Source organism: Flavonifractor sp. An4 (assembly GCF_002161755.1).
In the GTDB taxonomy this organism is placed as follows: domain Bacteria; phylum Bacillota; class Clostridia; order Oscillospirales; family Oscillospiraceae; genus Flavonifractor; species Flavonifractor avicola.
Map to the genome: position 1 here is coordinate 192,289 of NZ_NFIL01000001.1, position 19,793 is coordinate 212,081.

Annotated in this window: 15 protein-coding genes; 11 read left to right on the forward strand and 4 right to left on the reverse strand. The window is 60.0% G+C overall.

Annotated elements, in window-relative coordinates:
- Nucleotides 1-15: 15 nt before the first annotated feature.
- Nucleotides 16-2,952: an acyl-CoA dehydratase activase gene (locus tag B5F94_RS00835; RefSeq protein WP_087326670.1), complete on the reverse strand. Its 2,937-nt coding sequence runs from the start codon at nucleotides 2,950-2,952 to the stop codon at nucleotides 16-18.
- A gap of 248 nt (nucleotides 2,953-3,200) precedes the next feature.
- Between B5F94_RS00835 and B5F94_RS00840 the strand changes: the two genes are divergently transcribed.
- The 3 genes from B5F94_RS00840 (at nucleotide 3,201) to B5F94_RS00850 (ending at nucleotide 5,042) form a co-directional block, all read left to right on the forward strand.
- Complete coding sequence (locus B5F94_RS00840) at nucleotides 3,201-3,527, forward strand: PadR family transcriptional regulator (protein WP_087265538.1); 327 nt, start codon at nucleotides 3,201-3,203, stop codon at nucleotides 3,525-3,527.
- Nucleotides 3,520-4,494 (forward strand): HAAS signaling domain-containing protein, encoded by a 975-nt coding sequence (locus B5F94_RS00845; RefSeq protein WP_087326673.1) that lies wholly within the window; start codon nucleotides 3,520-3,522, stop codon nucleotides 4,492-4,494. Before B5F94_RS00840 ends, B5F94_RS00845 begins: the two co-directional genes overlap by 8 nt.
- Before the next feature lie 65 nt (nucleotides 4,495-4,559).
- The gene (locus B5F94_RS00850) at nucleotides 4,560-5,042 is read left to right on the forward strand and encodes a GNAT family N-acetyltransferase (protein ID WP_087266053.1); all 483 of its coding nucleotides are present in this window, start codon (nucleotides 4,560-4,562) and stop codon (nucleotides 5,040-5,042) included.
- 88 nt (nucleotides 5,043-5,130) lie between these two features.
- Here the strand turns inward: B5F94_RS00850 and malQ are convergent, their stop codons facing one another.
- From malQ to B5F94_RS00865, 3 genes are all read right to left on the reverse strand, one after another.
- Nucleotides 5,131-6,609 carry a 4-alpha-glucanotransferase gene (gene malQ, locus B5F94_RS00855; protein ID WP_087326675.1) on the reverse strand — a complete coding sequence of 493 codons (1,479 nt, stop codon included), beginning with the start codon at nucleotides 6,607-6,609 and terminating at the stop codon, nucleotides 5,131-5,133.
- A 102-nt stretch (nucleotides 6,610-6,711) separates the two neighbouring features.
- On the reverse strand, nucleotides 6,712-7,227 hold the full coding sequence (locus B5F94_RS00860) for a DUF4358 domain-containing protein (RefSeq protein WP_087265544.1): 516 nt from the start codon (nucleotides 7,225-7,227) through the stop codon (nucleotides 6,712-6,714).
- Entirely contained in the window at nucleotides 7,212-9,704 is a 2,493-nt protein-coding gene (locus tag B5F94_RS00865; RefSeq protein ID WP_087326678.1) for an ATP-dependent Clp protease ATP-binding subunit, read from the reverse strand. The genes B5F94_RS00860 and B5F94_RS00865 overlap by 16 nt, the downstream gene beginning before the upstream one ends.
- A gap of 328 nt (nucleotides 9,705-10,032) precedes the next feature.
- Here B5F94_RS00865 and B5F94_RS00875 point away from each other — a divergent pair, with 328 nt between their 5' ends.
- The 8 genes from B5F94_RS00875 (at nucleotide 10,033) to B5F94_RS00910 (ending at nucleotide 19,770) form a co-directional block, all read left to right on the forward strand.
- Nucleotides 10,033-10,203 (forward strand): DUF362 domain-containing protein, encoded by a 171-nt coding sequence (locus B5F94_RS00875; RefSeq protein WP_087189254.1) that lies wholly within the window; start codon nucleotides 10,033-10,035, stop codon nucleotides 10,201-10,203.
- Nucleotides 10,204-10,318: 115 nt separating this feature from the next.
- The gene (gene brnQ / locus B5F94_RS00880) at nucleotides 10,319-11,608 is read left to right on the forward strand and encodes a branched-chain amino acid transport system II carrier protein (protein WP_087326681.1); all 1,290 of its coding nucleotides are present in this window, start codon (nucleotides 10,319-10,321) and stop codon (nucleotides 11,606-11,608) included.
- A 115-nt stretch (nucleotides 11,609-11,723) separates the two neighbouring features.
- The gene (locus B5F94_RS00885; RefSeq protein ID WP_087326684.1) at nucleotides 11,724-12,473 is read left to right on the forward strand and encodes a glycoside hydrolase family 25 protein; all 750 of its coding nucleotides are present in this window, start codon (nucleotides 11,724-11,726) and stop codon (nucleotides 12,471-12,473) included.
- A 63-nt stretch (nucleotides 12,474-12,536) separates the two neighbouring features.
- The gene (murB, locus tag B5F94_RS00890) at nucleotides 12,537-13,451 is read left to right on the forward strand and encodes a UDP-N-acetylmuramate dehydrogenase (protein ID WP_087326688.1); all 915 of its coding nucleotides are present in this window, start codon (nucleotides 12,537-12,539) and stop codon (nucleotides 13,449-13,451) included.
- Between the two features lie 11 nt (nucleotides 13,452-13,462).
- Nucleotides 13,463-14,323, forward strand: a complete 861-nt coding sequence (rapZ, locus tag B5F94_RS00895; protein ID WP_087189250.1) for an RNase adapter RapZ — start codon at nucleotides 13,463-13,465, stop codon at nucleotides 14,321-14,323.
- 13 nt (nucleotides 14,324-14,336) lie between these two features.
- The gene (locus B5F94_RS00900; RefSeq protein ID WP_087189249.1) at nucleotides 14,337-15,353 is read left to right on the forward strand and encodes a gluconeogenesis factor YvcK family protein; all 1,017 of its coding nucleotides are present in this window, start codon (nucleotides 14,337-14,339) and stop codon (nucleotides 15,351-15,353) included.
- Between the two features lie 12 nt (nucleotides 15,354-15,365).
- Nucleotides 15,366-16,259 carry a DNA-binding protein WhiA gene (gene whiA, locus B5F94_RS00905; RefSeq protein ID WP_087326691.1) on the forward strand — a complete coding sequence of 298 codons (894 nt, stop codon included), beginning with the start codon at nucleotides 15,366-15,368 and terminating at the stop codon, nucleotides 16,257-16,259.
- A gap of 34 nt (nucleotides 16,260-16,293) precedes the next feature.
- A complete protein-coding gene (locus B5F94_RS00910; protein WP_087326693.1) occupies nucleotides 16,294-19,770 on the forward strand; it encodes a DNA polymerase III subunit alpha in 3,477 nt (1,158 codons plus the stop codon).
- The last annotated feature ends 23 nt before the right edge of the window (nucleotides 19,771-19,793 follow it).

A 19,793-nucleotide genomic window follows, 5' to 3' on the forward strand; every position in this document is an offset into this window, starting at 1 on the left:
ACGAAGGTTCCTTTCTCAGTCCTGGTGCTTTCGGGCGTCCATAGCCGCCATCAGAGAACGGACCCGGATGGTAACGGCGCCCAGATTGCTGATGTCGTCGATCTTCAGCTGGGTGTACAGCTTACCGCCGCTCTCCAGAATGTCGCGCATCTCATCGGTGGTAATGGCATCAGTACCGCAGCCGAAGCTGACCAGCTGTACCACCTGCATATCAGGCTGGGTGCACACATAGCGGGCGGCATTGTACATCCGGGACTGGAAGGTCCACTGATTGAGCACCTTTCGGGGCGCGTAACCCTCCAGATAGCTGAGGGCGTCCTCGGTAACCAGCACAAACCCGAAAGAGGTAATCAGATCATTGATCCCGTGGTTGATCTCCGGGTCAATGTGGTAGGGCCGGCCGCAGGCCACAATGATGGGCATATCATGGGCCCTTGCATACTCAATGTATCGCTTGCCCGTCTCCCGCACATCGTGGATGTAGGTGTCATAGGCCGTGTAGGCCGCCTTGGCAGCCGCCTCAGTCTCCCGCTTGGGGATGTTGAACTCCTGCTCCATGATCACGGCAATGCGTTTGGTAAAGTCCTTATGGCGCCACAAGCCCACATAGGGATTGAGGAACCTGGTCTGTTTGAGCATGGGCACGTTGGCAGCCAGCAGCTCAGGGTAATAGGCCACCACCGGGCAGTTATAGTGGTTGTCACCGATACCCTCGTCGTTGTTGTAGGACATACAGGGGTACCAGATGGCGTCCACCCCCTCCTCCACCAGGGCCTCCACATGACCGTGGAGCAGCTTGGCGGGATAGCACACCGTATCGGAGGGAATGGTGTGCTGACCCTTCAGATAGAGCTTGCGGGAGGACTCAGGGGACAGCACAACCTCAAAGTTGAGGCGGGTAAAGAACTCAAACCAGAAGGGCAGGTTCTCGTACATATTCAGGCCAAAGGGGATGCCCATACGGCCCCGGACGCCGTTGCCGGCGCCCTTGCCGTGAAGGGCCCGCAGCCGCTTGTACTTATAGTGCATCAGGTCGGGGTTCTCGGTGCGCTCCTTGCCCAGAGGCCGGGAGCACCGGTTGCCCGAGATGAACCGCCGACCGCCGTCAAAGGTGTTGACGGTCAAAGAGCAGTGGTTGGTGCACAGGTTGCAGGTCACCGGCTTGGCTGTGTGGGAGAAGGTCTTCAGATCCTCCGCCGTCAGGATGGAACTCTTGTCCAGATGGAGATCCCGGGCAGCCAGTGCCGCGCCGAAAGCGCCCATGATGCCGGCGATGGTGGGCCGGGTCACATTGCGGCCCAGCTCCAGCTCAAAGGCACGCAGCACCGCGTCGTTATGGAAGGTACCGCCCTGTACCACGATGTGCTTGCCCAGGTCGTCGGCATTGGCGGCGCGGATAACCTTATACACGGCATTTTTCACGATGGAGATGGACAGGCCGGCGGAGATGTCCTCCACGCTGGCACCGTCCTTCTGGGCCTGCTTCACCGAGGAGTTCATGAACACGGTGCAGCGGGAGCCCAGGTTCACCGGGTGCTGGGCCAGCAGCCCCAGCTTGGAAAAGTCGGCGATGTTGTAGCCCAGCGCCTTGGCAAAGGTCTCGATAAAAGAGCCGCAACCGGAGGAGCAGGCCTCGTTGAGCATAATGGAATCGACAGCGCCGTTGCGGATCTTGAAGCACTTCATATCCTGGCCGCCGATATCGATGATGAAATCCACGTCGGGGTTGAAGTGACGGGCGGCATTGTAGTGGGCCACCGTCTCCACCAGACCGGCATCGCAGGAGAAGGCGTTCTTGATCAGATCCTCACCGTAGCCGGTGACAGCCGCACCCTTAATGACAATGCGGTCACCACACAGGTTGTAAAGCTCCTTCAGCTGGTCCAGCACAATGGCCACCGGGTTGCCCAGGTTGGAGTGGTAGTAGGTGTACAGCAGACCGCCATCGGCAGTGATCAGCACCATCTTGGTGGTGGTAGAGCCGGCGTCAATGCCCAGCCAGGCATCGCCGGAATAGGTGTTGATGTCCACCTCCGGGGGATGCATGGCATTGTGGCGGGCCAGGAAGGCATCATACTCAGCCTGGTTCTGGAACAGAGGCGGCATGGTATCCACCAGACCCACATTATCCACGCTCTTCTCCAGCCGGTCCAGCATCTCGTCAAAGGAGCACTCGGCAAAATCGGTGGCGCACAGGGCCGCGCCGATGCCGGCAAAGCAATCGCCGTCCTCCGGGAAAATGGCGTGGGCCTCGTCCAGCTTCAGGGTCTCCACAAAGCGCTGACGCAGGCCCTGCAGGAAGTGGAGGGGGCCGCCCAGAAAGACGATCTTACCCTTGAGCTCACGGCCCTGGGTCAGACCGGCCACCGTCTGGTCCACCACCGCCTGGAAGATAGAGGCCGCTACGTCCTCTTTCCGTCCGCCCTGGTTTAGGATAGGCTGGATGTCACTCTTGGCAAACACGCCGCAGCGGGAGGCAATGGGATAGATCTTCTCATGTTTGAGAGAGAGTTGATCCAACTCGTTTACCGTGACGTTCATCAGAGTGGCCATCTGATCGATAAAAGCACCGGTACCGCCGGCACAGGAGCCGTTCATCCGCTCCTCCAGTGCACCGCCAAAGAAGATGATCTTGGCGTCCTCGCCGCCCAGCTCGATGACGGCATCCGTATCCGGTATGTAGGTGTTGACAGCGGCAGCGGTGGCGTACACCTCCTGCACGAAGTCGATGTCCGCCGCTTTGGCCACGCCCAGACCGGCGGAGCCGGTGATGGCAATACGCACCTGCTGGCCCCGCAGCTTTTCTTCGATGGAACGCAGAGTCTCCGCTGCCCGCTCTCTGGCCTTGGAGTAGTGCCGTTCATAAGAGCGGAAGAGCAGCTTGTTCTCCTCGTCCAACACCACCACTTTTACCGTGGTGGAACCAATGTCAATTCCAATCCGCAGACTCATAGATTCACCTGGTATCCTTATTATAAAGAATTTCGTATCCATCATAATATAACAAAAAAAATTTTTTTACAAGACCAAACCTCGAAAATACAGGATGTTCCGTATCCGGAAAGAATTGTGCCTAAAAATCCGACTTCTATCCTAGGCCGCTGACGCATTTTTACCAACGCCTTCTGACCGCAGCATCTATGTTGACAAGCAATATTATACGTCATATAATATTATTAGAATGAAAGGAGGCCTTGGATATGACCTTTCCTTTGGGCGCTCCTCTGCTGGATGCCTGTGTACTGGCGGTTCTGGATGAGGGGGACACTTATGGCTACCGTCTGACCCAGCGCATGAAAGAACAGGTGGAGCTATCGGAATCCACCCTATACCCCGTCCTCAGGCGGCTGCAGCAGAGCGGCTGCCTCACCGTCTACGACAAGCCCTTTCAGGGCCGCAACCGGCGCTATTACGCCATCACACCGGCCGGTCGGGCGCTGTTGTCCGGTTATCGAGAGGAATGGGTACGCTACCGCAGCCAGATCGAGGCGCTTCTGCTGGGGGAAAAGGAGGAGAACCATGAATAAGGCAGAATTTTTAAAAGAACTGCATGACATTCTGGCGGGCAAGCTGCCGCCGGAGGAACTGGACGATGTGCTCTCCTACTATGAGGCCTATTTTGCCGATTCTGAAGAGGATGAGGAGACCGTTGCTGAGCGTCTGGGCTCCCCCGCCTCGGTGGCGGAGCAAGTGCTGAAGGATCGGAATGAGCCGACCGCAGAGGTGCCTGCGCCCCAACCTGGCAAGCAAAAAAATCGGGCTTTCTTACCAATCATAGTGTTCTGCGGAGCTGTCGTTCTGGCCCTTCTCCTCTATTTTCTCCTGGTCCGGCCCGATCCCTCCGACTCTGTCCTCCTTCCCGGCCAAACGGCGGACGCCGTCCAAACCCCTGACATTCAGGGCGATTGGGAGGGCGAAGTGGACCCCTTCACAAAACTGGACATTTCAATAGGCCTGGGCAACGTTCAGGTGGAGGAAGGCGACCAGTGGCACCTTCGTCTGATCAACCGTGGGTGGGACAGCCGCTACGACACCACGCAGAAATTGAAGTACAGCCAGAACGGCGATACCCTCTCTGTCTGGAGCGTCTCGGACAACATCGCCTCCGGCGAAAGTTCTCCTGATGTGCGGATCCTGATCACTGTCCCAAAGGGCACAGCATTGGAGCAGGCGGATCTAGGCATCGGCGTGGGCGATGTGGACTGGGATGGCTGCACCGTCAGCGGCAAGCTGAGCGTCGAAAGCGGCGTAGGCGATCTGGATGTGTCGGCTCCATTGGGGACGGCCGACCTCTCCACCGGCGTAGGCGATGTAACTTTGAAGGTCACAGGCAGTCAGTCCGACTACGCCTGGCAGCTGAGCACAGGCACCGGCGACATCCGCTTGAATGGGGAGACAGCGGCTCCCTTCACCTTTACCGCCACGGGCGGCAATGGGGACCGGTCTCTCTCCCTGACCAGCGGCACAGGAGATGTCAGTCTGGAATTTCAATGAGTCTTTCTGTTGAGATCATATTTGACTTTTCTAGCAGAGAATCGGGATTTGCAGAGGTAAATAAAATGATTCATCTGGAAAAAATAAACGGTGAAAATATCTGGGACATTTTAAAGTTAAATGTCTCAGATATTCAGAAAAGTTTTGTTGCCAGCAATGATATCAGCATGATCGAAGCGTATATCGCTATTACATCCAATGGATATGCTTTCCCGTTTGGAATTTTTGAAGGTAATAATCCCGTCGGCTTTGTGATGATCGGTTATGATAAAGATGATTACTGGAAAGATGCGCCTGCCATAGCAGATGGGAATTATAACCTGTGGAGATTGATGATTGATAAGAACCATCAAAACAGGGGATACGGGAAACAGGCGCTAGAACTTGCGCTAAGTTTTATCCGAACATTTCCCTGCGGTAAAGCTGATTACTGCTGGCTGTCATATGAGCCAGAAAATGTGGTAGCCAAAGCGCTGTATGCCTCTTTTGGATTTATAGAGACCGGAGAAAAAGACGGAGAGGAACAGATTGCCGTATTAAAACTTTAAGACAATCTCCAGTTTGTCCAATGCTCTGATAGCTTCCCAATAAGCAAAAAACTGCCTGCCGCAGGACTGCGGCAGGCAGTTTTTGACGTTATCTCCGATACGTACGGGTGATCCCGGCCAGCTTTCCAGATACCGTTGGATTAAGGGCATCGGCGCGCACCCGCCAGGACCAGTTCTGATCTCCCAAAGTGCCGGGGGCGTTGACCCGGGCGTCCCCACCCAGGCCCAGCAGGTCCTGGAAAGGAGCGATGGCCAGCCGGCACGGAGACATCCAGGCCCCGCACACAGCACCCCAGCCGAAGCCCTCATCCTCCCGCAGCCGCAGGTAGTCGAAGGCGTACTGCCGCTCGTCCGGGTTAGCCTCGGTAAAGAGCCACTGGACAAAGGTGGGAGTGTCGTGGGTGCCGGTATACATCACCGCGTCCCGGGGGCAGTTGTGGGGCAGATATGCGCTCTCCCCCACCGGGTCGAAGGCATAGACCAGCACCTTCATGCCAGGCAGGCCGCTCTGGGCGATGTAGGCCAGGGCGTCGGCGTCCAGGTCCCCCAGATCCTCAGCGATGAGGGCCAGGCCGGGTACGTTTTTCAGCACGTCCAACAGGTCGTTGCCCGGCCCCTTCTCCCAGTGGCCCTCCCGGGCATCCTTGGCTCCCACGGGGATGGACCAGTAAGTATGGAAGGCCCGGAAATGGTCGATACGTACCACGTCGTACAACCGGGCCATATGGGCGCCCCGGCGTTTCCACCAGGCAAAATCGGTCTTTTTGTGATAATCCCAGTCGTACAGAGGGTTGCCCCAATGCTGGCCCTTGTCAGAGAAGGCATCCGGCGGCACACCGGCCACGCCGGAGGGGCGCATATCCTTTTTCAGCTGGAAAAGTTCCGGATTGCCCCATACCTCGGCGCTGTCGGGAGAGACATAGATGGGCAGATCCCCGATGATGGAAACACCCTTGGAGTTGGCATAGGTCTTAACCGCCTTCCACTGGCGGAAGAACAGATATTGCAGGAAAACCTGGAAGGCGCACGCCTCCGCCAGTTCCACCCGGTACTGCTCCATGGCCTTGGGTTGACGCAGTCGAACTTCGTCAGGCCAGTCAGCCAGTTCCTTGCCGCCGAAGTGCTCCCTCAGCGCCAAAAAGAGGGCGTAATCGGGCAGCCAGTCCCCCTCCTGTTCTTCAAATTCCTTGAGCTGAGCGGCATACTTTGCACGTCCCCGCTCAAACGCCTTCCGCAGCAGAGGCAGCCGCGTCTCGTGAAGCCAGGCATAATCCACCCGGTCCGGATTGTCCCGGCAGGCAGACCGCAGTTCATCCTGGGTCAGCAGTCCCTCCTCCGCCAGCTCATCCAGATCCAGAAACAGGGGGTTTCCGGCAAAGGACGAGGGGGACATATAGGGGGAATTACCCCCGCCCGGCGGTACCAGAGGCAGGATCTGCCAGAATTTCTGACCTCCAGCCGCCAAAAAGTCGATAAACTGCCGGGCCGGCTTGCCCAGCGTGCCGATGCCGTAAGGCCCCGGCAGGGAGAATACGGGAAGCAGGATCCCGCTGGCTCTTGCTTGCATAAACAGGCCTCCACTTCATTGATTACGGACGTTCCTATTATATTACATCCCCGAAAAAGCCGCAACCCTTGAAAGCCGCTGCTTTCAAGGGTTGCCCTCTGATCAGGTACCGGCCTCTATGGCCGTTTTAATGGTGTCCAGCACCTGGTCGGAATCCTCACACATAACCATCAGCACTGTGCCGTCCTCCAGGGTTTCCAGCCTGGCTTTTTCCGCGATGGCATACTGATCGGCCAGGTAGGTCTGGAAATTGCTCTTCTGTCGGTCAATAAAGGCCTGCAATCCGTCCACCACCACGGCCTCCCGGCCCTCGGCGGGCAGAATGGCCGAAATGCCATAGGCCTTGACATTGACGGGAGAGATGGCAATGGCATAGGCCTGCATATCCCCCTCCGTCACACCAATCAGGCCAAAGATGGCGGGAGCCAGATCCGCCTCTTCCGAGGTTATGGCAGGCACCGCCTCGTTCATTTCCGCATCCCTGGCGTTTTCAATGGCGGATTGATAGAGCACAGTCCTTTCCTCCGCCGTCAGGTCTTTTTTCTCCTCCTGTTTGTCTCCGCAGCCCGCCATGACGAGCATCAGAAGCGCCAGAGGGATCATCAGTTGTTTTCGCATGGTTCCTTCTCCTTTTCTGCTTCCTGTCTGTGCAGGGTCAGACTTTTACCGGCCTGATCCACCACCAGGGTATCTCCCCGGCCAACCTTGCCGCCCAGCAGCAGTTCGGCTGCCGGGTCCTCTATTTGGGTACGGATGGCCCGGCGAAGAGGCCGTGCCCCATAGTCAGGGTCGAATCCCAGCCTGGCCAGCACCTCCAGCGCCCCGTCAGTCCAGGTGAGCGTCACCCCAAGGGCTTTGAGCCGCTCCCCCACCTGGGACAGCAGGCGGCAGGCAATGGCTTTGATTTCGCTGCGGCCCAGCTGGGTAAAGACGATGGTCTCGTCCAGACGGTTGAGAAATTCCGGTCGAAATACCTTTTTCAAATCCTCCAGCACTGCACTGCGCAATTCCTCCGGGGTGCGGGTCTCACCGTCCCGGTGCTCGGCAGCGGAAAAGCCCAGTTTGCTGCCCTTTGCGGTAATCTTGGCCGCACCTACGTTGGAGGTAAGCACCACCACCGCGTTGCGGAAGTCGGCTTTGCGGCCCTGGGAGTCGGTGACCACACCGTCCTCCATGATCTGGAGCAGAATGCCCCACACGTCAGGGTGAGCCTTCTCGATCTCATCAAAGAGCACCACACAGTAAGGCCGCCGCCGCACCTTCTCGGTGAGCTGTCCTCCCTCCTCATGGCCTACATAGCCCGGCGGGGAGCCGATGAGCCGGGAGATGGCGTGCTTTTCCATATACTCCGACATATCAAATCGAAACAGGGCTTCCTCGCTGCCGAAGAGGGCCCCCGCCAGGGCACGGCTCAGTTCCGTCTTACCCACGCCGGTGGGACCCAGGAACAGGAAGCAGCCAGTGGGCCGCTCCGGCTCCTTCAAGCCCACCCGGCCCCGGCGCACCGCCCGGGCCACCGCCTTGACGGCCTCCTCCTGTCCCACCACCCGGCGGTGGAGGTCCTCCTCCAGCTTGAGCAGGCGATCGCTCTCGGCCTGGGTCAGGGTGGTGACCGGGATGCCGGTCCACCCCGATACCACCGCCGCTACATCCTCGGCGGTCACGGCGCCGGTATTCTGGCCTGCCCGCCACAGGGCCTTCTGCTGGTCCAGCTCCCGGCGGAAATCCTCCTCCGCATCCCGGAGCATGGCGGCCTTCTCAAAGTCCTGGCTGCGGATGGCCTCCTCCTTTTCCCCTCTGGCCCGGGCCACCTTGCTCTCCAGTTCCCGCAGATCGGGAGGGGCCGCCAGCCGGTCCAGCCGCACCCGGGCCGCCGCCTCATCCATGAGATCGATGGCCTTGTCAGGCAGGCGGCGATCCCCGATATATCGGCTGGACAGGGCCACAGCAGCGGTGATCGCCCCATCGCTGATGGTGATGCGGTGGTGGGCCTCATACCGATCCCGCAGGCCAAAGAGGATGGCCTCCGCCGTCTTCTGATCGGGCTCTCCCACCAGTACCGGCTGAAACCGCCGCTCCAGGGCCGCATCTTTTTCAATATATTTGCGGTACTCCTCGGTGGTTGTGGCGCCGATGACCTGGATCTCTCCCCGGCCCAGAGCTGGTTTTATGATATTGGCCGCGTCGATGGCCCCCTCGGCGGAGCCTGCCCCTACAATATTATGGAGCTCGTCAATGAAGAGGATTACATCCCCCACCCGTCGAACCTCGGACATGACGTTTTTGACCCGTTCCTCAAACTCGCCCCGGTACTTGGTCCCCGCCACCATGGCAGACAGGTCCAGAGAGATGAGCCGCTTGCGCTGCAGCTCCTCCGGTACCTCTCCGGCCACCATCATTCGGGCCAGGCCTTCGGCCACCGCCGTCTTGCCCACGCCAGGTTCTCCGATGAGGGCAGGGTTGTTCTTCTGCCGCCGGGACAGGATCTGGATCACCCGCCGGATCTCCTTGTCCCGCCCCACCACCGGGTCCAGCTGACCGCCAGCCGCCAACCGGGTCAGGTCCCGTGCAAACTGCTCCAGCACCTTGGACTCGCCGGGATAATCCCGCTCGGTACGGGGCTTGCCGCTGCCCCGAAAGGAGGGAGGCGGCGGCGCCTCCCCTCCCATGGCGGCGGACAGGTCGCCCCGCAGACGGCGGGGCTCCACCCCAGCGGCGTCCAGCACCCGGACCGCCACGCCGTCCCCCTCACGGAGGATACCCAGCAGCAAGTGCTCCGTGCCCACATACTGGTGGCCCAGACGCACCGCCTCGGTGAGGGAGAGTTCAATGATCTTCTTGCACCGTGGGGTCAGTCCCTGGGAGGGGGCAGCGCCCGGCGTACCCACCCCCACCAGCTGGGCCACGGTCTTTTTCAGCTTCTCCGGCTCCAGGCCGGCGGCCAAAAGCACCTTGGAGGCCACGCCACGGCCCTCCCCAGCCAGCCCCAGCAGCAGGTGCTCGCTGCCCACATAGCCATGGCCCAGCTCCGCCGCGCTCTCCTGAGCCAGCCGAAGCGCGGCCTGGGCCCGCTGGGTAAACCGGGTCTCATTCATGCCGGCGCTTCGCCATCCCTTCCTCCAGGGGAAGAGCCTGCGTTTTTTCTTGACGGGCTTCATACCTTGTGCCACGCCCCTTTTCCTTTGTTCTATGCGGATGGGCCCCGCTGCACGGAGCCCCGTTCAGCTCAGGGGTCAGATCCCCTGCCGCTTCCATGCGGAACCTCGATGTTCTGTCCATCGGATCTCTCCCTTCCGGCTGCGCATCGCAGTTATCATTTTTCCCGCCAGAAAAAAATATACCCATGGTACACACATTTTAGCATTGCAATTTTGAAAAGTTATGGTACAATATCGTTAGCTTTGAAGTTTGGAGGTGTATCCAATGGCCTATGTCATCAGCGACGCTTGCGTGAGCTGTGGCGCTTGCGAGGGCGCTTGTCCCGTCGGTGCTATCGCTCAGGGCGATGACCACTACGTGATCGACGCCGGTTCCTGCATCGATTGCGGTACTTGTGCCGACACCTGCCCCACGGGTGCTATTTCCCAGGGCTAATTGACGCACTACGTAAGAAAACAGCGGCATACCACTGGTATGCCGCTGTTTTTACTTCCATACCAAATCCACATTGGGGCCGGTAAGGCCCTCTCCCGCAGAAAGAGAGGATATTATGCAGCTTAAGGGCAAAAGCCTGCTTCTGGTGGGCCTCACGCTGTTCTCCATGTTTTTCGGAGCAGGCAATCTGATCTTCCCGCCCGGCATTGCCGCCCAGGCCGGAACCGCCACTTGGCCCGCATTTCTGGGCCTGGCCATCAGCGCTGTTGGCCTGCCGGTGCTGGGCGTAGTGGCAGTGGCCCGCGCCGGTGGTCTGGATACCCTGTGCAGTCGGGTCCATCCTCTCTTTTCCAAGGCCTTTACCATCGCCGCCTATCTGGCTATCGGTCCCTGCCTGGCCATTCCCCGTACCGCCACCACCTCCTTTGAGATGGCGGTGCCCCCATTTGCCGGACCGGATGCTCCTCTGTCCCTCTTCCGGCTGATCTACTCTCTGGTGTTCTTTGCCGCCGCTCTGGTCATTGCCCTGCGGCCGGAAAAGCTCACCGACCGGCTGGGCAAGATCCTCTGCCCCATCCTGGTGCTCCTCATCGTGGTCACCTTTGCCGGCTGCCTGGTCAATCCCCTGTCCGGCTATGGAGCCGCCTCCGGCGACTATGTGACTCACCCGGTGATCAAGGGTTTCCTGGAGGGCTACCAGACCATGGACACCATTGCCGCGCTGGCCTTTGGTATTGTGATCGCGGTGAATATCCAGGCCAGAGGAGTCAGGGAGGACAAAGCTGTGGTCAAGGGCACCATCCGCTCCGGCTTCATTGCCGGGGCCATGCTGCTGGTGGTCTATGCCATGCTGGCGCACATCGGCGCGCTGTCCGGCGGCGCAGTCCCCAACCCCACCGACGGTGCTGCCGCTCTCACCAATGTGGTAGGTCTGCTGTTCGGTCCTCTGGGTAACGCCCTGCTGGCCGCCATCTTCATCATCGCCTGCTTCAATGTGTGCGTCGGTCTGATCAGCTCCTGCGGCGAGTTCTTCCACAAGCTCTTCCCCCGTCTCAGCTACCGGGGCTGGGCAATTCTGTTCGCCGTGGTCAGCATGGTGATCTCCAATGCCGGTCTGGCCCAGATCATTTCCGTTTCTGCCCCTGTGCTGGGGGTGCTCTACCCTATGGCTATCGTGCTCATTGCCCTATCCTCCTTCCAGCGCTGGCTGGAAGGAGAGCGGCTGGTCTATCCGGTGGCCATTCTGTTTACCGGCGTGGCCAGCCTGCTCTATGCCCTCCAGGGCATTGGCCTCCCCCTCTCCTTCCTGACCTATGTGCCTCTGGCTTCCATGGGGCTGGGCTGGGTGCTTCCCGCCGTTGTGGGCATCCTGCTTGGTCTGCTCCTGTCCCCTAAAAAGCAGTAACCTTTCCCAAACGGGATACCGCCAACGCGGTATCCCGTTGGTTTTTGCTTGCCTTTTCCCACGCATACGGGTATCATATTGTCTATTGAATCCCTATTCTGTTTGGTGATGCTTTTTGAGACGAGTTTTCCGCATTCTGCGGCGCACGATATTGATCCTTCTTCTGGTGGGAGCAATCCTCCTGCTGGGCTTTTTCTTCCTGCGCTGGCGCGGGCTGATCCTGTACTCCCACGAATCCAACCCGGACCAGTGGGAGGTATTCGGTGTGGACGTATCCTCCTATCAGGGGACGGTGGACTGGCACGCCCTGGCCAGCCAGGGGGTAGATTTTGCCTTTATCAAGGCTACGGAAGGTTCCCTCCTTCAGGACAAGCAGTTTGCCTCCAACTGGAACGGCTCCCTGGAAGCCGGAGTCCGGCCCGGCGCCTACCACTTCCTCAGCTATGACAGCCCCGGGGAGACCCAGGCTGACAACTTTATTTCCATGGTCCCGGTCACCGATGGGGCATTGCCTCCGGTGGTGGATATTGAATTTTACGGCGAATACCTGGAGAATCCGCCGGAGAAAGCCCAGGTCCAGAGCATTCTGGACCCTCTGCTGGCACGGCTGGAGGCGCATTACGGAGTCAAGCCCATTCTCTATGTAACCTACCGCTCCTACTACAGCTACCTCACCGACGCCAAATATGCGGATTATCCGGTGTGGTGCTCCAGTCCCACGGTGTTCCCTCTGGTTCCCCGGTGGCACTTTTGGCAGTACTCCCACTCCGCAAAACTGGAAGGCTATACCGGCGCTCAGCCCCTTATTGATCTGAACGTATTCCGGGGCAGCCAGGCGGAGTTTGATGCCTTTGGCCTGGGATAAGAACTTCTAATTTCCCCCTCTTTTTGATATAATACCAGTATGCAAAACTGTAAGGAGGCCCCTATGGACCGTTTTGATACTCTGATTCAGGAACTGCGCCGCCGTGTCCCTCAGCTGGAACTGCGGGAGCAGGAGCCTATGTCGTCCTATACCACCTTCCGCATCGGCGGTCCCGCCCGGCTGATCGCCCTGCCCAGAAGCCGGAAGGAGGCCATCGCCGCGGTTCAGGCGGCCAAAGAGCTGGACATCTCCCCTTTCTTTCTGGGCAACGGCAGCGACCTGCTGGTGTCCGATCAGGGGTATAACGGTTTTGTCCTGAAAACCTCCGGGTTGGATGATGTGCGGGAGGTAAACCACCGTCTGTGGGCGGAGAGCGGTATTCCCCTGGCCCGGCTGGCCATGGCGGCCCTGGGCAGGGACCTGACCGGCCTGGAGTTTGCCCACGGCATCCCCGGTACCCTGGGAGGCGGCGTCACCATGAACGCCGGCGCCTACGGCGGCGAGCTGGTTCAGGTTCTGACCTCCGTCACCTTCCTCAACGAGGCTGGCGACGTGGTCACTCTGCCTGTGGAGGAGTGTGCCCTCACCTACCGGCACAGCCTGTTTACCGACCATCCGGAATGGCTCATTCTGGAGGCCGAGTTTGCCCTCACCCCCGGAGACCCCGCTGCAATCAAAGCCAAAATGGATGAGTTGGCCCAAAAGCGCCGTTCCAAGCAGCCTTTGGATCTGCCCAGCGCGGGCAGTACCTTCAAACGCCCCGAGGGCCACTTTGCTGCCGCTCTCATTGAGCAGTGCGGCCTGAAAGGCGTGGGCGTGGGCGGTGCCCAGGTATCGGAAAAGCACGCCGGCTTTGTCGTCAACCGCGGTGGGGCCACCGCCGACGATGTACGCCGGCTGATGGAGCTGATCCAGAACACCGTACTCCGCGAGACCGGCATTACTTTGGAACCAGAAGTGAAGTTTTTGGGTTTTTGAGGTGAGTTCCTATGGATTTTATTATTATTTCCGGCCTGTCCGGCGCAGGCAAGAGTAAAACCGCCTCCTTCCTGGAGGATATCGGCTTTTATGTGGTCGACAATATGCCCGCCCCCCTGATCCCCAAATTTGCCGAGCTGTGTATGGCAAATCCCTCCCGGTATGACCGGGTGGCTCTGGTCACCGACATCCGGGGCGGTCAGACCTTCGACGGGCTGTTCTCCGCCCTGGACGCCCTCCAGGAGATGGGGTGCGAGTACAAGATCCTCTTTGTGGAGGCCAGCGTGGAGGCCATCATCAAGCGGTACAAGGAGACCCGGCGCAGCCACCCCCTGGCCAGCTCCGCCCACTCCCTGGACGAGGCCGTCCGGCTGGAGCGCACCGTCCTCTCCCCTGTCCGCCAGCGGGCGGAATACATCATCGACACCTCCGCTCTCTCCACCGCCAAGCTACGCGGGGAGGTGCTGCGCCTCTTCGGTCACGGTGGCGATACCCCCGAGATGAGTGTCAGCGTCATCTCCTTCGGCTTCAAGTACGGTATTCCCATCGAGGCCGATCTGGTGTTTGACGTACGCTTCCTGCCCAATCCCTATTACATCGCCGAGCTGCGCCATCAGACCGGACTGGACGACGGGGTATACGACTTTGTGTTCGGCTATCGCCAGACCACCGAATTTATGAACTATCTGGAGAATCTCATTGGTTTCCTCCTCCCCCTCTATGTGGCGGAGGGTAAGGCCGCCCTGGTTATCGCCGTGGGCTGTACCGGCGGACAGCACCGCTCGGTAGCCATTACCCACGCGCTGGCCGAGTACATCAAGCAGAAGGGCTATCAGGCCACCGAAAATCACCGGGACATGACCCGGGCATAAAGGAGGAGCCGCCGTGTATCAGTCCTTTTATGAGCGCCGCTGGGCCCAGGGGCCCAAGGTCGTCGCCATCGGCGGCGGCACCGGTCTGTCCACCATGCTCCGCGGTCTGAAAAACCACACCAAGAATCTGACCGCCATCGTCACCGTGGCCGACGATGGCGGCAGCTCCGGTATGCTGCGGCAGGATCTGGGGATGCCCCCTCCGGGAGACATCCGCCACTGCATGGAGGCTCTGGCCAATGCCGAGCCTTTGATGCAGCAGCTGCTCACCTACCGCTTCCCCCAGGGCTCCGGCAACCTGACCGGCCAGTCCTTCGGCAACCTGATCCTGGCCGCCCTCAATGGGATCTCCGGCTCCTTTGACGAGGCGGTATCCAAAATGAGCCAGGTTCTGGCCATCACCGGCCGGGTACTGCCTGTGACCAACGCCGACGTGGTACTGGAGGCTACCTTTGAGAATGGCACCAGAGTCCAGGGCGAATCCAAGATCAGCGACTTTAAAAAGGCCCAGGACTGCCGCATCCAGGGTGTGCGCCTGCTGCCCGAGCACCCCAAAGCCTTGCCCGAGGCCATCCGTGCCATCCAGGAGGCCGACCTGATCCTGCTGGGGCCCGGCTCCCTGTATACCAGTGTCATTCCCAATCTGCTGGTGGACGGCATTTCTGAGGCGGTATGCGCCTCCAAGGCTCTGAAGATCTACATCTGCAATATTATGACTCAGGACGGCGAGACCGAGGGCATGACCGCCTCCGACCATGTGAAAGCGCTGCTGCGCCACTCCGGTCCCTGCCTCATTGATATCTGTCTGTGCAATTCCGCCCCGGTGCGTCCCGGCCTGCTGGAGCGGTACAAGGAGGAGGACGCCACTCCCATCGTCGTGGACAAAGAGGCCATTGAGGCTTTGGGGGTGGAGCTGGTCACCCGTCCTTTGGCCTCTGAAACCCTGGATTATGCCCGCCACTCCTTTGCCCGGCTGTCCGCCGCGGTGATGGATCTCTACCAGGAGCGGGCCTCCACCCGGATTCTGTAAGGAGGGCGTATCATGTCCTTTTCCACTCAGGTCAAGGCGGAATTGTGCCGCGCCCCCCTCAACCGGAAGTGCTGTGCCCAGGCGGAAGCCTACGGGGTACTGCTCTACTGCTCCCTGTCCACCCCCACCGAGGTCCGTATCACCACCGAGTCGCCGGAGTTTGCCGACCGGCTGCCCCAACTGTTTCAAAAGGCTTTTCAGGTGCGCTTTGACCGCCTGCCCGCAGAGGGGGCGGGCAAGCGCATCTTTTCCATCACCGCTCCGGACAAGCTGTCCGCCCTCTGGTCTGTTTTTGGACACGATCCGTCGGAGGCGCTGGTCCACCACATCAATTACGCCGTTCTGGAGGAAGATCACTGCCGTACCGCCTTTCTTCGTGGCGCCTTTCTGGCGGGCGGCTCGGTGACCGACCCGGCCAAGCGCTATCATCTGGAACTGGCCACCTCCCACCTGTCGGTAAGCCGGGAGCTCCACGCCCTGCTGCTGGAGATGGGTTTCTCTCCCAAAGAAAGCCGCCGCAAGGCCAACGCCATTACCTACTTCAAGCAGAGCAACGCCATTGAGGACTTTCTTACCGCCATGGGGTCCCCCTTGGCGGCTATGGATCTGATGAACGCCAAAGCGGAGAAGGACCTGCGGGGCAGCATCAACCGCCGGGTCAACTGCGACGCCGCTAACCTTGACAAGGCGGTGGATGCCGCCCAGGGCCAGATCGAGGCCATCTATAAGCTGGAGGAGCGGGGTATGCTGGAAAATCTGCCGGACAAGCTGAAGGAGGCGGTGGACCTGCGTATGGCCCATCCGGAGCTCACCCTGTCCCAGCTGGCCGAGCTGTGCGATCCGCCGGTCAGCAAATCCGCGTTCAATCACCGACTGCGCAAGTTGATGGAACTTTCCAAACAATAACCCATTATTTTCACGTCCCCAAGGAGGTATCCCCATGTCCTTTGTCCACCTGCACGTCCATACCGAGTTTTCCCTGCTGGACGGCGCCTGCCGCATCCCCCTGCTGGTCAAGCGGGTGAAGGAGCTGGGTCAGCCCGCCGTGGCCATCACCGACCACGGGGTCATGTACGGCGTAGTGGACTTCTACAAGGCCTGCAAAGCGGAGGGAATCAAGCCCATCATCGGCTGCGAGGTCTATGTGGCTCCCCGCGGCCGTACCGACCGGGTCCATGAGCTGGATGCCGCCATGTACCATCTGATCCTCCTCTGCCGTAACGAGGAGGGCTACCGCAACCTGTGCTACCTGGACTCCTGCGCCTTTACCGAAGGCTTCTACATCCGCCCCCGCATTGACAAGGAGCTGCTGCGCCAGCATTGCGGCGGACTCATCGCCCTGTCGGCCTGCCAGTCCGGCGAGGTGCCCCGGCGCATCCTGGCGGGGGACTACGAGGGCGCCAAGGCCATCGCCCTTGAAATGCGGGAGCTCTTTGGGGAGGACGGTTATTACCTGGAGCTCCAGGATCACAATCTGCCCAATGACCCCGCCATCAACCAGGGGCTGATCCGCATCCACCAGGAGACCGGTATCCCCCTGGTGGTGACCAACGACGCCCACTACCTCCGCCGGGAGGACGCCCAGATGCAGGACACCCTCATGTGCATCCAGATGGGCAAGACGGTGGACGACCCCAACCGCCTGAAAATGGAGACCAGTGAGCTCTATGTAAAATCCACTGAGGAGATGGCCGCCCTCTTCCCCGACTACCCGGAGGCGGTGGAGAACACCCTGAAGATCGCCGATCTGTGCAATATGGACTTCCAGTTCGGCACCTATCACCTGCCGGAATTCAAGCTGCCCGAGGGCTACACCGACGGGGACGCCTATTTTGAGAAGCTGTGCCGGGAGGGGTACGCCCGCCGCTACCCTGACAATCCCGAGGGGTACCAGGACCGTCTGGCCTACGAGATGGGCGTCATTCGCCAGATGGGCTTTGTGGACTACTTCCTGATTGTGTCCGACTTTATTGGGTATGCTAAAAGCCAGGGTATCCCGGTGGGCCCCGGCCGCGGCTCGGCGGCAGGCTCCATGGTGGCCTACTGCATGAACATCACCGATGTGGACCCCATGAAATACTCCCTCTACTTCGAGCGATTCCTCAACCCGGAACGTGTCACCATGCCCGATATCGACATCGACTTCTGCATCCGCCGGCGGCAGGAAGTTATTGAGTACGTACAGCGCAAGTACGGCGAGGACCACGTGGCTCAGATCGTCACCTTTGGTACCATGGCCGCCCGAGGGGCCATCCGGGACGTGGGCCGGGCCCTGAACATTCCCTACGCCGACGTGGATGCGGTGGCCAAACAGGTACCCAGTGGCCCCGGTGCCCTCCACATCACCCTGGACCAGGCCCTCCAGCTGTCCAAGCCCCTGAAGGACCTCTACGAGGGAGACGGGCGGGTAAAGGAGCTCATCGACACCGCCAAGGCCATTGAGGGAATGCCCCGCCACGCCTCCACCCACGCCGCTGGCGTGGTTATCACCCGCCGCCCGGTGATGGACTATGTACCTCTGGCCAAAAACGACGAGTCGGTGGTCACCCAGTACGTCATGACCACCCTGGAGGAGCTTGGCCTCCTGAAAATGGACTTTCTGGGCCTGCGGAACCTGACCATCCTGGACGACACGGTGAAATTGGTGGCCCAGAAGCGTACCGGCTTCTCTCTGGCCGACATCCCGGACAACGATCCGGAGGTATTCCAGATGCTGTCCGACGGCAAGACCTCCGGCGTGTTCCAGATGGAGTCGGCGGGCATGACCGGGGTGTGCGTGGGGCTGAAGCCCCACAACATCGAGGATATCACCGCTATTATCGCCCTCTACCGCCCCGGCCCCATGGACTCCATCCCCCGGTTCATCGCCTGCAAACACAACCCGGACAAGGTGAAATACAAGCACCCCGCCCTGGAACCCATCCTGTCGGTGACCTACGGCTGCATCGTGTATCAGGAGCAGGTCATTGAGATTTTCCGCCGGCTGGCGGGGTACACTATGGGACAGGCCGATATGGTGCGCCGGGCCATCTCCAAAAAGAAGAAGGCCCAGATCGAGAAGGAGCGGCACACCTTTGTCCACGGCGACCCCGAGCGGAATATTGCCGGTTGTATGGCAAACGGCATCCCCCAGCAGACCGCCGAGGACATCTATGACGAGATCGAGGCCTTCGCCCAGTACGCCTTCAACAAGGCCCACGCGGTGAGCTACGCCATTGTGGCCTACCACACCGCCTGGTTCAAGTGCCACTACACCAAGGAATACATGGCCGCCCTCCTCACCTCGGTACTGGACTCCAGCGAAAAGGTGGCGGAGTACATCGCCGAATGCAAGGACTGCGGCATTCCTCTCCTCCCCCCGGACATCAACGAGTCGGGGGCCGACTTCACCGTGTCCGGCGACCACATCCGCTTCGGTCTGGTGGCCGTCAAGGGCGTGGGCCGTGGCTTTATCAATGACGTACTGACAGAACGAAAGAAGGGGGCGTTCACCTCCTTCCCCGACTTCTGTCAGCGGATGTTCGACTCTGACCTGAACAAGCGGGTGCTGGAGAGTCTCATCAAGTGCGGCGCTTTTGACAGTATGAGAATCTTCCGCTCCCAGCTGCTGGACGCCTATGAGTCTCTGGTGGACTCCATCGCTCAGAACAAGCGCAAAAATCTGGAGGGACAGTTTGACCTCTTCGGCGGCGGCGGAGACGAGCCCCAGTCCGCCCCCCAGCTCAATCTGAAAAACATCCCTGAGTTCTCCCGCCGGGAGCTAATGACCATGGAGAAGGAAACCACCGGCCTGTACCTATCCGGTCACCCCATGGATGAGTACCGGGACCTGGTGAAAAAGCGAAAGGCAGCCTCTATCGGCGCTATTCTCTCCGACTTCGCCCAGGAGGGTGGGCCCACCACCTTCCGGGACGAGCAGCGGGTGACCATTGCCGGTGTGGTGTCCGCCTCCCGTACCCGCACCACCCGCAACAACACTCTGATGGCCTATGTCACCCTGGAGGACGACACCGGCTCCATGGAGATGCTGGTGTTTGCCCGGGCTTTGGGCGAGTGCGGCCCCTATCTGAAGGAAAATGTGCCGCTGCTGGCAGAGGGCCGCATCTCCGTCCGGGACGAAAAGGCCCCCCAGCTCATGTGTGACCGGGTACAACCTCTGGACCACCTGCGGGACGGTTACGAGGAGCCGGACCAGCCCACTTTGAAGATCAAAAAGCTATACATCCGTATCCCCAGCCTGGAGGACTCCCGCTGGCGCAGGATCAAACTGGTACTCACCATGTTCCCCGGCACGGAGCAGCTGGTGATCCGCTGTGCCGATACCGGCAAGCTGCTGTCCACCCCCTGCGTGATCCATCCAGCCCTCGTCGAAGAACTGAAGGAGCTGCTGGGCGGAGAAAATGTGGTCGTGAAGTAACCATCATGCGGCAAGGAGTAACC